General features: G+C 53.1%; 13 protein-coding genes and 1 pseudogene. 10 read left to right on the forward strand and 4 right to left on the reverse strand.

Annotation, left to right across the window (positions count from 1 at the left end; translation table 11 throughout):
* Window positions 1-1,111 (forward strand): LacI family DNA-binding transcriptional regulator (locus ACP5E6_RS11775; protein WP_427954431.1); only part of this gene is annotated, 1,111 nt, incomplete at its 5' end.
* Here the strand turns inward: ACP5E6_RS11775 and ACP5E6_RS11780 are convergent.
* From ACP5E6_RS11780 to ACP5E6_RS11790, 3 genes are read right to left on the reverse strand one after another with little or no spacing between them, the layout of a single operon-like run.
* Window positions 1,108-2,265, reverse strand: coding sequence for a Gfo/Idh/MocA family protein (locus ACP5E6_RS11780; RefSeq protein ID WP_427954432.1), 1,158 nt, complete (start codon window positions 2,263-2,265; stop codon window positions 1,108-1,110). The genes ACP5E6_RS11775 and ACP5E6_RS11780 overlap by 4 nt on opposite strands.
* Window positions 2,266-2,279: 14 nt before the next feature.
* Window positions 2,280-3,182 carry a TIM barrel protein gene (locus tag ACP5E6_RS11785; protein ID WP_427954433.1) on the reverse strand — a complete coding sequence of 301 codons (903 nt, stop codon included), beginning with the start codon at window positions 3,180-3,182 and terminating at the stop codon, window positions 2,280-2,282.
* Complete coding sequence (locus ACP5E6_RS11790; protein ID WP_427954434.1) at window positions 3,175-4,275, reverse strand: Gfo/Idh/MocA family protein; 1,101 nt, start codon at window positions 4,273-4,275, stop codon at window positions 3,175-3,177. Before ACP5E6_RS11790 ends, ACP5E6_RS11785 begins: the two co-directional genes overlap by 8 nt.
* A gap of 91 nt (window positions 4,276-4,366) precedes the next feature.
* On the opposite strand from ACP5E6_RS11790, the gene iolD reads away from it, so the two are divergent.
* The 9 genes from iolD (at window position 4,367) to ACP5E6_RS11835 (ending at window position 14,985) form a co-directional block, all read left to right on the forward strand.
* Window positions 4,367-6,238 (forward strand): 3D-(3,5/4)-trihydroxycyclohexane-1,2-dione acylhydrolase (decyclizing), encoded by a 1,872-nt coding sequence (gene iolD / locus ACP5E6_RS11795; protein ID WP_427954435.1) that lies wholly within the window; start codon window positions 4,367-4,369, stop codon window positions 6,236-6,238.
* Window positions 6,238-7,203 (forward strand): PfkB family carbohydrate kinase, encoded by a 966-nt coding sequence (locus tag ACP5E6_RS11800; RefSeq protein ID WP_427954436.1) that lies wholly within the window; start codon window positions 6,238-6,240, stop codon window positions 7,201-7,203. Before iolD ends, ACP5E6_RS11800 begins: the two co-directional genes overlap by 1 nt.
* Window positions 7,204-7,224: 21 nt before the next feature.
* Window positions 7,225-8,067, forward strand: a complete 843-nt coding sequence (locus ACP5E6_RS11805; protein ID WP_427954437.1) for a 5-deoxy-glucuronate isomerase — start codon at window positions 7,225-7,227, stop codon at window positions 8,065-8,067.
* On the forward strand, window positions 8,064-8,891 hold the full coding sequence (locus ACP5E6_RS11810; protein WP_427954438.1) for a class II fructose-bisphosphate aldolase: 828 nt from the start codon (window positions 8,064-8,066) through the stop codon (window positions 8,889-8,891). Before ACP5E6_RS11805 ends, ACP5E6_RS11810 begins: the two co-directional genes overlap by 4 nt.
* 131 nt (window positions 8,892-9,022) lie before the next feature.
* The gene (locus ACP5E6_RS11815) at window positions 9,023-9,985 is read left to right on the forward strand and encodes a substrate-binding domain-containing protein (RefSeq protein WP_427954439.1); all 963 of its coding nucleotides are present in this window, start codon (window positions 9,023-9,025) and stop codon (window positions 9,983-9,985) included.
* 89 nt (window positions 9,986-10,074) lie between these two features.
* On the forward strand, window positions 10,075-11,133 hold the full coding sequence (locus ACP5E6_RS11820; protein WP_427954440.1) for an ABC transporter permease: 1,059 nt from the start codon (window positions 10,075-10,077) through the stop codon (window positions 11,131-11,133).
* 1 nt (window position 11,134) lies between these two features.
* The gene (locus ACP5E6_RS11825; RefSeq protein ID WP_427954441.1) at window positions 11,135-11,938 is read left to right on the forward strand and encodes an ATP-binding cassette domain-containing protein; all 804 of its coding nucleotides are present in this window, start codon (window positions 11,135-11,137) and stop codon (window positions 11,936-11,938) included.
* A gap of 62 nt (window positions 11,939-12,000) precedes the next feature.
* On the forward strand, window positions 12,001-12,993 hold the full coding sequence (iolG, locus tag ACP5E6_RS11830) for an inositol 2-dehydrogenase (RefSeq protein ID WP_427954442.1): 993 nt from the start codon (window positions 12,001-12,003) through the stop codon (window positions 12,991-12,993).
* A 585-nt stretch (window positions 12,994-13,578) separates the two neighbouring features.
* A complete protein-coding gene (locus ACP5E6_RS11835; protein ID WP_427954443.1) occupies window positions 13,579-14,985 on the forward strand; it encodes a hypothetical protein in 1,407 nt (468 codons plus the stop codon).
* A 143-nt stretch (window positions 14,986-15,128) separates the two neighbouring features.
* On the opposite strand, the pseudogene ACP5E6_RS11840 reads toward ACP5E6_RS11835, so the two are convergent.
* Window positions 15,129-15,839 (reverse strand): annotated as a pseudogene (locus tag ACP5E6_RS11840) (IS6 family transposase).
* Window positions 15,840-15,941: the final 102 nt, after the last annotated feature.

Raw genomic sequence — 15,941 nt, forward strand, 5'->3', positions numbered from 1 at the left:
CACACCGGGTGATATCGTCAATCTGACTATTCCCACACCAACCTACCGGCACCGCCGCACCTCTGCTACTACAGCACGACTGGCGAAACGATCGAAAACAAGGTCCGATATCTGTATGGCAATCACGCTTAAAGACGTTGCGGAACGGGCCGGGGTTTCCCGGGCAGCGGTATCTCGTACGTTTACGCCTGGCGCATCCGTTTCTGCAAAAACCCGAGCCAAGGTCGAAAAGGTCGCGACTGAACTCGGTTACAGTCCGAATATTCTTGCCAGAAGCCTTATGACACGTAAAACGCAACTTGTAGGATTGGTGTCTAATAATTTTCATAACCCAGTTTTTCTGGAGATCTTTGATCTATTTACCCGCGGCCTTCAGGAAAAGAGTCTTCGACCTTTGCTTTTCAACTTGTCAAACGAAACTAGCCCCAAGAGATCCTTAAATCTCATGCAACAATACTCCGTTGATGGAGTAATAATTGCATCTTCGCACGTTCCGGATGGATTTGCTGCAGCCTTTCAAGTCGCTGGCATGCCGGTCGTCCATGCATTTGGCCGTGCGGCCCAAACCCCCGTAGTTCCGGTGGTCGGAATTGATAATATCGATGCTGGCCGCATGGCGGCTAGGACTCTGATAGAGCGAGGTTACAGGCATATAGGCTTTCTTGGGGGGCCGCACGACGCTTCGACCACGCAGGATCGACAACAAGGTTTCACGGAGGTCGCCGCGTTATCAGGAGTAGAGGCCACAGTAAGCTTCGCCGGCGCATATAGTTTCAATGCCGGTCGAGCAGAAATGAGCCGCCTATTACGCGAATCACGAGCTGACGCATACTTCTGCGCTGACGACGTTCTGTCTATTGGTGCTCTCTCGGCGATTCGCGATAAGGGGCTCTCTGTGCCGAGGGATATTGGGGTTATTGGACTAAACGATATGGAGCTCGCGAGTTGGGCAGGCATAGACTTGACTACTATTCAGCAACCTTTCGGGGCAATCATTGATGCTTCAATCGACATGATACACTCTCAATTTTCAAACCATAACCGCTTGCCCGAGGCGAGACTATTTCCTTGTCGCATAATTGAGCGGTCGACATTGCGCCCGAAACCTTAACGGAACAGTCTTGGCCGCGCATCGGTCCAAGCCCCATCCGCCTTTGCTGAAGCTACAGCTGCATGGATTGCCGCCACCGACCGAAGACCATCCTCCGGCGTTGGAAAAAGCGTCATCGCCGGATTGGCTGTGCAACCAGAACGCTTTGCGAGAATGCTTTCACTCAGATCACGATAAATGTTAGCAAAGGCCAAAGGCATACCCTCAGCATGGCCGATCGTTACACGACTCGCCCGATCGGCTTCGGGTGATAGATTGGTCTCACCACGTTCTATTACCTGAAGGCGTTGGCCAAGAGGCATGTAGTATAACTGATTAGGGTGCTCCTGCTCCCAGCGCAAACCACCGTTTTCTCCAAAAACCTGTATCGTGAGCCCATGCTGACGTCCGATGGCGACAGACGACGTCCACAGACGCCCAACTGCGCCGCCATTCAAACGAAAATTGACCATGGCGTCATCTTCAAGAAGTCTGCCGGGTAGACATGACGCAAAGTCCGATGACAAACGCGTGACCTCCTGCTTTGTCACGAAACTTGCTAGGTGAAGGGCATGAATCCCGCAATCTGCAAACTGGGCCGAGACGCCCGCCTGCAATGGATCATACCGCCAGCGAACGCGGGGATTATTTAAGTCCGCCGCGTCAGCATGATGACCGTGTGCAAACTCAACGACAACTAGCCTAATTTGACCAAGATCGCCACGTGATATCATTGCGCGCATGTGCCGAACCAACGCATAGCCTGTGTAGCCAAAATTCACAGCGCAGATACGGTCTGCTTTCCGCGCCGTTAGGACAAGATCCTCGGCTTCTGCCTCGGTCACCGTCATCGGTTTTTCGCATAAGACGTTGAAACCAGCTTCCAAGAACGCCTTGGAAATCTCATAGTGTGTCGAATTGGGTGTCGCCACAGTGACCAGATCGATGTGATCGGGACGTTTCTGCTCTGCCTCCAACATCTCGCGCCAGTTTCCGTAGGATCGGTCGGGATTAAGGCCAAGCCTCTTCCCGAAGTCATGCCCTGCCAATGGATCATGGTCTAGGGCTCCGGCTACGAACTGGAAACAGTCGTCAAGCCGCGCAGCAAGTCGATGAGCTGGACCGATCTGACTGCCTTCCCCACCTCCGATCATGCCCCAATTTAATGTCGCCATCAGATTCCCCTAACTTAAAAGCCAATGGATGAGAGAAATTTATAGTTGGTGTGCGCATCATCGAGAGGCGACGTGGGGCCGGCTGGGTCGCAATCTTGCTCGACCGTGCACCAACCCGAGTATCCCGCGTGAAGAAGAAGATTTCTTAAGGCCGGGAAATCGACATCTCCCTTGCCCAGATTGCAGAAAATTCCATCACGGCAAGCATCATAAAATCCCATCCGTTCCCCTACCGCGCGTGCCTTGACTTCAGGATCTATGTCTTTGAAGTGGAGATACGAAATTCGGTCGATATGGCGCTGCGTGAACGCGATCGGATCGAAGCCAGCGTAGGAATGGTGACCCGTATCAACACATACCTTCATAAGGTTTTCATCAATATCGCCAAGAAGACGTTCCACCTCGGGCTCGAAATCGATAAAGCCACCTGCGTGGGGGTGGATGCTCACGGTGAGTCCTTGGTCAGTGCCGAGTTTTGCGGCAGTTCTGATGCGTTCAACAAAGGCAGTCCATTCGGCGACGGACATTTGTTCAGCTTCAACAGGCCGCCCTGCGGTCGGCGCGCGGCGAGATGAGATACTATCAATCAACACAAGATGCTGTGCCCCATGTGCAACAAGTGCGCTACATGTTCTAGTAGCGCGATCCAAGACATCATTCCATTTTGATGGGTCGTGAAAAGGGCTGAAAACGACTCCGGCCGTCAGCGTCAAATCATGTGCAGCTAGCGCATCGGCAAGGACTGTTGGATCTTCGGGCATGAAGCCAACTGGGCCAAGCTCTATTCCGCTATAACCTGCCGCGGCACATTCGGACAGAACCCGACGCCAGGGAGGATTGCGCGGATCGTCCGCAAATTCCACACCCCAAGAACACGGCGCATTACCTATGGAAATCATCTTTTTCTCCTCAAACATCCACCCAACTACCTGTTGAATGACTAACAAAGGCTGCCTCGATTACCCGGTGAACGTTCAACCCATCTCGAAAAGATGGCCAGGCTGGCTGACGACTCTCAATGGCCCGCAGGAAATTCTTCGCCTCGATTATGATTTGGTCTTGATAACCGGTGCCATGGCCGGCGCCCAAGCAAAAGGCTGCATAATCGGGATGTGCGGGGCCGGTCAGTATCTTGCGGAAACCACGTTCGGCAGGGGGGTCGGACAATCGATACAACCACAGTGCATTCTGATCCTCTTGATCGAAGCGAATTGCGCCTGCGGAGCCGACGACCTCATATGCAAACCCCATCTTTCTTCCTGTCGATATCCGACTGAAACTAAGATGGCCCGTCGCTCCGTTTGTGAAGTGGCACATGAACTGGCCGATGTCATCATTACCGTTCTGGCCATCCAATCCTGGTCGTTCAGTGTAAACGCTTGCAATATTGGCGCATAGCCGGTCAATCGGTCCAACCAACGTCAACGCAGCGTTTATCATATGGGGGGCTAAATCGCCCATTGTTCCATTCGCCCGACCGAAATTGCGCCAGTTTGCCGATCTTGAGGGATCTGCGTCAAAGTCTTCCGCGTGCTCTCCCCGAAACCATGTGATCGTGCCGATCTCTCTTTGTGCCAGTAGCGTGCGAACGAATTGCGACGCTGGCGTGCAGATATAATTGAAGCCCACCATATTGACCGCACCGGCAGCTTCCGCGGCAGCGACCATCGCTTCGCTGTCAGAAAGGCTGCAGCCCAACGGTTTTTCGCAAAGCACTGGTTTTTTCAGCGAAAACGCTAACTCGGCAATTGGTCGATGGGTCTCCTGCGGACTTGCAATTACAATTGCTTGAACACGCGGATCAGTGACAAGAGTGCGCCAGTCCGGTGTAGCCCGCTTGAACCCATAGGCGAGACGGTACCTTTCAGACGTTTCCGCGCTTGAGGCACAGATCATTTCGAGCGTTGGACGCAGGGCGGTGTCGAACATAGCGCCGACGGCAGACATCGCCACCGAATGTGCCTTCCCCATGTAGCCGCCACCGATAACTCCAATCCCGATTTTCCGCATGAAGGCCCCTCGAAATGGATTGCAAACGCTTGCAAACATCTACCGACTAGTTTATAACCAGTCAAGTAAGGTTTAACGTGGTACGCAAAACATGGACCGAAACAGCTCAGCTCTCCAGTTGACGGTTGCACAAGCAATTATACGTTTCCTGGAAAATCAGTTCATTGAGATAGATGGCGAAACGAAGTTGCTCTGTGGGGGGGGGTTTTGTATCTTTGGCCACGGAAATGCCCCTTCGTTAGGTGAGGCACTCTACGAGGCACGGAATACGTTGCCGCTTTATCGCGGCCAAAATGAACAGAGTATGGGCTTTGCCGCAGCTGCGTATGCAAAGGCTTATTTGCGACGACGCTTTATGTTTTGTACTGCGTCCGCTGGACCAGGTACCGCGAATCTACTCACCGCGGCTGCTCTTGCGCATGCAAACCGTCTCCCCGTACTTTTCCTTTGCGGTGATAATTTTGTTACAAGCCTTCCTGACCCAGTTCTACAACAACTTGAGCATTGGACTGATCCCACAACAAGTGTAACGGATGCATTCCGAGTCGTCAGTCGCTATTGGGACCGTATAACTCATCCAGCACAAATCCTGAAGAGTCTGCCAGCCCTATTAAATACAATGCTTGATCCTGCTGATTGTGGACCTGCGTTTCTTGCGCTACCTCAGGATCTTCAGGGTTGGACTTACGACTACCCCCCCGAATTCTTTGAGCCACGGATACTGCGTATTCGGCGCATACATCCCGATCCTGTGGAGGTTCAACGCGCAGCAACCTATCTCGCAGGTGCACATCAACCATTGCTCCTCGCGGGGGGCGGTGTTCAGTATTCAGGAGCTGCCGGTGAATTGAAAACATTCGCGGAAGCGCACGGGATCCCTGTTGTTGAAACTATAGCGGGGCGAGCCAATATGTTATGGGACGACCCTCATAATATCGGTCCACTTGGTGTAACAGGTTCAGACAGCGCGAACGCGATTGCCAAAGAAGCAGATGTCGTTCTTGCGGTTGGGACACGACTCCAGGATTTCACTACAGGTTCCTGGTCAGTCTTCGATCGTCGCGCGACAATAGTTGGAATGAACGTCTGCAGGCAGGACGCAAGCAAGCACCTATCCGTTCCTCTTGTTTGTGACGCAAAAGCCGGTCTGGCTGCCCTCTCTCTCGCGCTCGGTGACTATCGCGCATCTCCAGCATGGCTGTCTTCCGCGCAAGGAAAACGACGGATTTGGAACGAATACGTCGAATTGAACACGGCATCGCGAAATGGCCCCTTGAGCTACGCGCAGGCCATTGGTGCCGTAAACGCGCGCTGTACCCCACGAGATCGGATTGTCACCGCAGCGGGCGGACTGCCAGCTGAACTGGCCGCCAATTGGAGGACACTCGGCATTGGCACGGTTGACGTCGAGTTCGGGTTTTCGTGTATGGGCTACGAGATTGCCGGCGGATGGGGAGCAAGGATTGCTCAAGTGGAGTTAGACCCCGATGGGGATACTATTGTCTTCGTCGGCGATGGTTCTTATCTTCTGATGAATTCAGATATATATTCATCTGTTCTCACTGGCCACAAGCTTATCATAATTGTTCTCGATAACGGTGGTTTTGCGGTCATAAACAAGCTTCAGAAAAATACCGGTAACGCCAGCTTCAACACGCTGATAGCCGACTGTCCGACGATCCCACGACCATTTACGGTTGATTTTGCGGCTCATGCCCAGGCACTTGGCGCTGCTGCCGAGCAAGTTTTTTCCATAGATGAGTTCGTCGCCGCTTTTGACCGGGCGCGAGCTTCTGAACGGACCGCGGTCATAGTCATGTGCGTGGATCCAGTAGAAGGTTGGACTGAGCGCGGACATGCATGGTGGGAGGTAGGCACACCTGCAATTAGCTCTCGGCCTGAAGTTGTGGCCGCTCGGGCAGTGATGGAAGCCGGTCGAGCCGCTCAGCGCAGGGGGAACTGATGCAACTGCCGTGGCACAACTCCAGTCGTGTTCGTTTCGTTGTGGTTGGTCGCGTCGGCATGGATTTGTATGCGGATCCACCCGAAACACGGATCGATCACGCTGAACGATATGTAGCCGCCGTTGGTGGCTCGGCTGGAAACATTGCTGTCGCACTGGCACGCCAAGGTATAGCGGCTGAATTGGTTACGTGTGTCTCTAATGACGCGATCGGTCGTTTCTGTCTTGCCGAGTTGTTCCGGTATGGCGTAGACACACGCCACGTAAGCCTGATTGACGACGGATATCGGACGTCTCTGGCAATCACTGAAACGGTGAAGCAAGACTGTCAGACGGTCTTCTACCGTAATCGACCAGCTGATCTCGCCCTTACCGAGGCGAATATCCGGGACATTGATCTTTCAGATGTCGCAGCTCTCGTCGTTACGGGCACTGCATTTGCTGCTGAACCATCTCGCAGTGCCGTCAATGTGGCTATGAGACGCGCGCGGGCCGCCGGGGCTCACGTTATCCTGGATATCGATTATCGCTCAGCTTCGTGGGCCACTTATGAAGAGGCCGCGCAAATATGCAGGGATGCCGCGTTGTCGGCCGATATCGTAGTTGGAAATGATACAGAGTTCGGATTGCTTGCCGGCAGTCAGTTGCTCGGTACGAAGTTTGCTGAAGACTTGGTGAAGCGCGGCGCGTTATTCACGATTTACAAGCAAGGTGCCGACGGGTCGATCACGTACACTGGCGAAACGAGCTTCAAAACACCCATCTTTCCTGTTGCAGCGCTTAAACCGACAGGTGCAGGCGATGGTTTCATGGCAGGTCTACTCGCTGGTCTTGCGCAAGGCGAGGAGTTGAAAATTGCTGTGCGACGGGGATCGGCGACGGCTGCGCTGATCGTCGCCGGGATTGGTTGTGCCCCCGCCTCACCCGACCGGGCAACAGTAATGCGCTTGATCGAATCGTTTTAATGGATAGGGATGGGATCGCTCATGCATATCGCACCTCATGACAATATGAACAAGCCGATCGTCAACGTTGATCATCCGCTAGTTCCGCTGGTCTATTTCAATATCGTCAAGCTTGAGATTGGCGAAAGTTTTACATCGATCGCTGCGGGCTATGAAACATGCATTGTGCCCGCAATTGGGACGGTCGATGTGTCAACTGCAGGTCATACGTTTACAGAAATCGGCCAGCGCCGTGTGAATGTCTGGGATGGAGAACCTGAGGCAGTCTATGTTGGCTCAGGGCAAGCCGCAGTCATAACTTGTACGCACGGGCCTGCTGAAATTTTCGTGGCTGGTGCACGTTTTGATAAAGTCTTGCCACCTTTTGCTGTCCGCGTCTCTGACATCGATCCCGTCCAATACGGTTCGGACGAGACCAAGACACATCGCAAGATAAAGCACATTCTCGGACAAAAATATCATGGCAGAGTTGGCAGACTATTGGTATCAGAGCTTTATACCGTTGGTAGCGGTGGGTGGTCTGGTTTTCCAAGTCACAAGCACGATACGGATCGCCTTCCAATCGAAAGTCGTCACGATGAAGCGTACAACTTCCGCTTCAATCCTCCACACGGGTCCGGCTTGCAAATGCTCCAGAGGGAAGAAGGTGAGCCGGGCGACGCCTATCACATAGTTGATGGCTCAACGATCTTACTCGACAAGGGTTACCATCCTTGCTGCGTGCTGCCCGGATACGAGATGTACTATTTCACCATTCTGGGCGGTCTATCACAACGGCCATTAATTCAGTTCTTTCAGCCCAGTCACGCTAATCAGATTGAAACTATCCCCGGCATCAAAGATATGATTGAAAAATTCAAATGACAATCGCAACTTTAAAGGATGTGCTGATCCCGTGCCTTAGTAACAATACCGCTGTCGCCGGTCTTGTTGTTTTGGGCTGGGAGGATGCCGTAGCGTACGTCCGTGCAGCAGAGTTGGTCGGACGACCGGTTGTTTTACAGGTGGGACCGGGAAGCCGTAATTACACTCCGTTGTCTGTTCTAGGTCCAATGCTACGAAATCTAGCCGAAAAGGCATTGGTTCCGATTGTTATCCATCTTGATCACGGCAATAGTATTTGTGAATGCAAGGTGGCGTTTGAGAGCGGTTTCACTTCAGTGATGTTTGACGGATCTAATTTATCGTTGGAGGAGAACATAGACAAGACCGGTGAGATTTGCTCTTGGGCTCACTCACATGGTTTGTCGGTAGAAGGCGAACTCGGCTTTGTCGGTTATCAGGACGGCTACGAATCCCAGGGAACTGATCCGCTGGAAGTCAACTGCTTCGTTCGTGAGACCGGCGTCGATGCCTTGGCGATCTCCGTTGGCAATCGTCATCTAATGCTGTCTCCCGGGGTAGACATAGATCTCGAACTTCTCATGGCAATTCAAACCGTTGTTCCTGACCAGCCCCTCGTGTTGCATGGCGGATCAGGAATAGGTTTGGCAACACGGAAATCTGTCTCCCGAAACACGAATGTCTGCAAGATAAATATAGGGACCGAATTACGGGTGTCGTTTGGTACAGCGCTACGCGACGTTCTGTCCAGCGATATAACGCAGTTCGACCGGATTAAGATTCTTGAAAAGACAATTATGCCGGTATGCGTTTCGGCACAGAACGCTATCACATCTTTAATGTAGTATAGAATATTCGATTACGTAATTATATAGAACCTTCTAACATAACGCTCATTCCTAATTTTATATAATCGGAAAATCGCCCGTCTATAACGTTTCGTTTCGTCGAGTCCACAAACAGAGAGGAAACTCAAATGAGTGAAAAAAAATGCAATATTCGGTCAACAACGGTTTTGACAACAATACTGTTGTCAGTAGCAATTGTTGGAGGGACACGTACCGCTTCAGCCAAACAAAATGAGCTCAAGTTTGCAATGGTAACTCACGCGCAAACAGGTGATGCGTATTGGTCTATCGTTCGGAAAGGAGCTGAAGCCGCAGCCAAAAATGATCATGTTAGGTTGATCTATCAAAATAATCCGAATGCCGCGGGTGAAGCACAGCTTATAACGAATGTTGCACAGCAACATGTTGATGGAATCGCTGTAACAATTCCGTTTCCCGACGCTGAAATCCCCGCTCTGAGGCAAGCAGAAAATGAGGGAATCCCGATCGTTGGTCTTAATGCGGGGCTTGGCGTCTGGAAAAAAGCCGGGTTACTGATGTATGTTGGGGAAGATGAAAAGATCGCCGGAGAGGCCGTAGGGAAACGCCTGAATTCTTTGGGCGCCAAGGATGTCCTCGTAGTTGATCAGCTACAAGGTGCAAAGAATCTTGATGATCGTTACGATGGCATTAAGAAGACCTTTAAAGGAAAAGTTAAGGTCTTGTATCTCAGTGGCTTTGATATGGCAGTCGCTCAGTCGCGGATAGTTGCAAAACTACAGCAGGACCATAACATCGACTATGTTATAACGCTAGGCGCACCATTTGCGCCAACGGCGATCCAATCGGTAAAGATGGCCAACAGCAAAGCAAAGGTCGCAACCTTTGACCTAAGTCCGCAGGCAGTGCACCTGATTCAAGAAGGTAAACTGCAATTTGCGGTGGATCAGCAACCTTACCTACAGGGCTACGAGGCCGTCGATTTCCTCTGGCTTTACAAGACAAACGGCGATGTGGTCGGCGGAGGCAAGCCGGTTCTTACCGGCCCGTCCTTCGTGACTTCGAAGAACGTTGCGGCGGTTGCGAAGTTCGCAAAGCGCGGTACTCGCTGATGCTTGCCTGATACTGAGGCTTCCTGCGTGCCGGCGCCGCTTTTGGTGCCGGTCGCACGAAGCACTGGGCGAGAGGAGAGGTTAGGACGATGACCAATGGTACGATGGCCGGAAACGACGCGCCTCGGGCTGCACACCCGCAACTGGTTAAGCAGGCGTTCTGGCGTAAGACGCTAAGACGACCGGAAGTCGGCGCGCTGGGCGGCGCCATACTAGTCTTTCTTCTATTCTCCGTAGTAGCGCCGCCCTTTCGGCAGTTGGATGCGCTCGCGACGGTGCTGTACCAGTCTGCGACGATCGGGATTCCAGCAGTTGCGGTATCGCTATTAATGATCGGCGGCGAATTTGACCTAACTGCGGGTGTTGCAGTCACGACCTCGTCGTTGGCGGCGTCGATGTTCGCTACAAAGGTCGCGGGCAATATGTGGGCGGGGATCGTGTTCGCGCTGCTGCTCTCGCTGGCGATAGGCGCCCTGAATGGCTACCTACTGATTCGTACTCGTTTGCACAGCTTTCTGGTCACATTGTCAACCTTCCTGATGTTGCAGGGGTTGAACATCGCACTCACCAAGGTGGTCACAGGGAATGTTGCGACCGGGAGCATCAGCCATGTGCCGGGCTTTGCCTCCGCGCATGCGATTTTCGCCTCGACGTTCAGAATCGGCGATGTCGATATCAGTATCGCGATCCTCTACTGGTTGCTGTTCATCATGATGGCGACCTGGGTTCTTCTACGCACCCGGTTCGGCAACTGGATCTTTGCGGTTGGCGGCAGCGACGAGAGTGCACGGGCGGTGGGCGTGCCAGTGCGGCGGATGAAGATTGCACTGTTTATGATCGTGGGGTTTAGCGCTTGGTTTCTCGGAATGCATATGCTGTTCGAATATAACGAAGTGCAATCCGGCGCGGGTGTTGGCAACGAACTGCTCTACATCGCGGCGGCGGTCGTGGGCGGGTGCCTGCTGACAGGCGGCTACGGCTCAGCGATCGGCTCAGGGTTCGGTGCGTTCATTTTCGGGATGACAACGGAAGGGGTGATCTACGCCGACTGGAATCCCGACTGGTTTATGTTTTTCGTCGGCGCGACGCTGCTGGTGGCGACGGTCGTCAACAGCTGGTTGCGCCTCCGGGCGAGCGGAGGGAAGTGAGATGAGTGAGAGATCCGCGCCGATCATTCAGCTTGCCGATATCGGCAAGAGCTACGGCAGTATCAACGCGCTCCGCGGAGTCAGCATGACAGTGCGCAGCGGTGAGGTCACCTGCGTTTTGGGTGACAACGGCGCTGGCAAGTCGACGCTGATCAGCATCATCGCCGGTCTGCGTGAACACAGCACGGGTACTTACGCGGTGGATGGCGACGTGGTAACGTTCAAGTCACCGCGTGAGGCGCTGGATCGCGGCATCTCGGCGGTCTACCAGACGCTGGCTTTGGTGCCGCTGTTGCCGATCTGGCGGAACTTCTTCCTCGGTTCGGAACTGACCATCGGGCGCGGTCCGTTCCGTAGGCTTGATATCGCCTCAATGTGGGAGATCACCGACCGCGAACTCCGCCGGATGGGCATCCACGTCGTTGATCTTGATCAGCCGGTCGGCACGCTCTCGGGCGGACAGCGGCAGGTGGTGGCGATCGCACGCGCGATCCATTTCGGCGCACGGGTGCTGATCCTCGACGAACCCACCGCGGCTCTCGGCGTCACCCAGTCCGGCTTCGTACTGCGGTACATCGCCCAGGCCGCCCGCGAACACAGAACTGGTGTCATCTTCATTACCCACAACCCGCACCATGCCTATATGGTCGGTGACCACTTCATCGTCCTCGCGCGCGGTGAAGTCGAACTTGACGCCGCTCGCGCTAGCCTCTCCCTCGAAAATCTTATGTTCCACATGGCCGGCGGCGCAGGCCTTAACGCTCTTCAGCACGAACTCAATAGATCACAACCAGGAAATACATGAAGGTGTTGTGCCATGTATCATCGATTTCACGCAACTCGAGCTAAGAACCCAGAGGCTCTTCAATGTTGAGGGTTGCCCTTTTCGGCGCCGGCCGCGTCGGCCGGATTCATGCCACCAATGCCGCCTCCAACCGCCAGACGGACCTCGTTGCGATCGTGGATCCGTTCGGAAGTGAGGCGCAAGATCTTGCGCGGGAACTCGGTTGCGCCGCTTCGACCGATCCCGAAGCTGTGCTGGCGCGTGCGGATGTCGATGCAGTGGTGATCGCAACGCCTACCAACACACACGTCACGCTAATGCTCGCCGCAGTACGTGCCGGTAAGGCCGTGTTGTGTGAGAAGCCGATCGATCTCGACATTGCTAAGGCCGATGAGGCGATCGCCGAGATCGAACGGCTTGGTGGACGGGTGATGCTTGCATTCAACCGGCGTTTCGATCCAGCCTCGCAGGAACTGCGCCGCGCGATTGATACCGGGGAGATCGGCGAGATCCGACAGGTGATCATCACGAGCCGCGACCCGGCACCACCGCCGCGCGTCTATCTCCAACATTCCGGGGGAATTTTCCGCGACATGACGATCCATGACTTCGATATGGCGCGTTTCCTCCTCGGAGAGGAACCAGTCGAGGTGATGGCGACGGCGAGCCGGCTCATTGATCCAGACCTAGCGGAGATCGGTGATTTCGACACTGTGATGGTCAACCTGCGCACCGAATTCGGCCGGCAGTGCCACATCAATTGCTGTCGTGCCGCTGCGTATGGTTATGACCAGCGCTTTGAAGTGTTCGGATCGGCGGGGATGCTGATGAATGACAACCTGCGTCCGACCACGGTGAGGCGATGGAGCGGTGCGGCGACCGATGCGCGTGAGCCGTTGCTGAATTTCTTTTTCGAACGTTATACTGACGCCTTTCGCAACGAATTCGAGATTTTCCGTACAGCAGTCGAGGCCGGCACACCAATGCCGGTGACGGCACGCGACGGCCGGCAGGCGCTGCGACTTGCCGATTGCGCGCTGGAATCAGCACTGACTGGCCGCGCGGTTCGGGTCTGAGGCCATGCGGGCAATCAGTTGTATATATTTAGAAATTATAGTGGTTAAACAAAGATTGACTCTCATACGAAAAGACGGTGATAGTAATGTCAAATAGAAGAAATCGATCGGCTCTTGCTCTGATTTACTTGAAAAGTTGCGCGACGTGTGTTGCAGGCCCAATCGACATTTTTGATTCTGCTCCGCTTGCGCACACGCAGAACCTGAGGCGAGGGGTTGCACCAGATCACGTTCTAGGACCTGATCGCCCGTTATTGAGAGATACTGTCCCGCTTTTCCGGAATGCTAGGTGATCCAGTAGTATATCGACTTAGCAGTCTATAAATAAAATAAGAACAATTAAGGACAAAAATAATAAAGATCAGGCTGCGCATAAATTGTCTAAGACATTGATGAACGAAGAGCAGAAAGAAAACATGATTCAGGGTGACGATTTTTTATTGACAAATAACATTTTATCGGCCACTGATGGACTACGTCGACCGAATTGTAAAAATTGCCTACGCTAATCGAAAGGCGGTAATGCGTAAAATAACTATAAATAAGTGTTGATAAACTACGTCCAGAAAAAACGAGGAGGATCAAATGTATACTAACAATACGACAAAGCAGTTTTATGTTAAAGTTTTAGCTTTAGCTGCCTCTACCTTCCTAGCAGGCGGAACGTATGCCCGTGCACAAAGTCTGCAGGACGCGCTTCGTCAAACCACGATTTCTGGCACGGCTGGGGCTACGGATTTCAGCTACGCCAACAATGGACATACGGGCAATTTTGCCAATGGTTTTGCTGTAGGCGGCAACGTTACCGTACATACCGGCGCGCTTGACGGCTTTAGCTTGGGCGTCGCCGGATTTACTGGCCAGTCGTTAGGTCTTTACAATAATAATCCTTCCCATGACGATACCGAACTGACCGGTATAACACATAGCCTACAGTCGATTCGTGAAGCTTATCTGCAGTACGAAAATTCGTGGCTGGAGGTACGCGGTGGTCGGCAGTTTATCAATACGCCATATGCCAATCAGGATTGGTATACTTTTAGCCCGCGATCTTTCATGGGCTTTTCTGGTGTTATCAATGTTATCGGCTCCAACGGCACCTCTGCGAGTTCAGCGCCGTTTAGCCTTAGCACCTCGTCGGCAAAACTCAGCGTATTCGCTGCACGCATTTTCGGCTACAACTCCCGTTATAGCAGCACATTTACCACGGGTAATCGTTATATTTCCAACTCGAATGGCTTTATTGTTGGCGGCGTACGTTATCAGAACGCATTCGGTGGCGTGAAATATGGCTTACAAGGTTGGTATTATGACTTTTATGGCCTCGCGCAACTAATTTACGGTCAAGCTGACTTCTCTACCCCAATTTCCCCTGACAACACTGTGTTTGGTGCAATACAGGGGATGGGCGAGGGTAACTCCGGAACTCGTAGCAGCAATTTTGTAGGTTTTTCTACAACCAGTAATGTCAATGCCCATATATATGGCGCGAAACTGGGAATGAGTTTCGGTGATGACAATGTCGCGCTGATCGCTGATTATAGTCCGATTTCTTATAGCTCCTTTCGTCATGGTGGTGGTATTCATCCGTACAATGATAACTCGGGCACGACTTTCACGGATACGATGCAAACAGGGATCATGGATTTTGGTCCGGGCTATGCTGTTGGAGTAACTGGAAATATATTCCTTCTCCATAATAAATTAGAAATATCTCCGACCTATGTTGAATATAATGTTGACTACGGTTATGGTGGGAATACGTTCACTTATGGAGGTTTTTATGGTTTCAACTCGAGTCTGACACCAATTCATAATGAAGCGATTCACGTGATCGATGCAAATTTCGATTATAGTCTCTCCAATGTTTTGAAGGGTCTTTCAGTTGATTGGGACACGGACGCCGCGTTTGCCGAGAGTGGCAACCTGCCCGGACAGCACTATAACAATCCGTTTTTCAGCAGTCGCGCTTATTTAAAATATGCGTTCTGACTCGGATTAAGCATGAGGGTCGGCGAGCATCGGGATGTTATGGCGGCATTGTCAGGTTGGCTATACTTCCCGGTGCCCGTAGCCCTTTGGAAGGCATTGTCAAGTTGATTGGACGAGGTGCGATCTAACCGAGACCCGATCGATCAAGCGGCCAGGTTGGCGGCGTAGTCGGTCCAGAGCGAGAATGCGTCGGCTCGGCTGTGGCGGAATGATCGGGCGGAGAGTCGGTGGCGTTTCGGGCGGAACAGGATGATGATCTGGTCATGGGTAGCGAGAAATCTTTGGACCTGGCCGGCGGACTTGAACCGACCCATGATCTTTTCTCGTCGCCTGGTATGGCGGTGTGACGCTTCGATCCGGTTGTTCAGCCGCTTGTGGGATCGATGATCGGCACTGCGGCAATCCATACGGAGTGCGACGTCGTAGCTCCGGAGTTTGTCGGTCACCACGACGCGCGGCTGGCCCCATCGCCGCATCAACTTGCGGAGAAATCGTCGGGCGGCACGGGCATTGCGGCGTTTCTGAACCAGTATTTCCAGCACATCACCCCGGTCATCGACGGCACGCCACAGCCAGTGCGGCTCACCGCCGATGATGATCACCATCTCGTCGATGTGCCATTTGTTGCCTGCCGGCGGGCGGTCGCGACGCATCTGTGAGGCCATCTGTGGCCCGAAGCGATCGACCTATGCCCGGATCGTCTCGTAGCTCACCGTCACGCCTCGTTCAGCTAGCAGATCCTCAACATCCCGCAGGCTCAGATTGAACCGGTAATAGGTCCAGACCGCGTATGCGATCACCGATCGGGGAAACCGGTACCCCTTCAAAGGCAACATCAAGATCAGATCCATCATGCGAAATCGCTACGGGCACCCGTTGCCCTCGTCAACCTGACAATGCCCCACCAACCCCATCGAGCGGCTCAACGGCGAAATTAAACGCCGCACCGATGTCGT

Source organism: Acidiphilium sp. (assembly GCF_049977125.1).
Taxonomy (GTDB): Bacteria; Pseudomonadota; Alphaproteobacteria; order Acetobacterales; family Acetobacteraceae; genus Acidiphilium.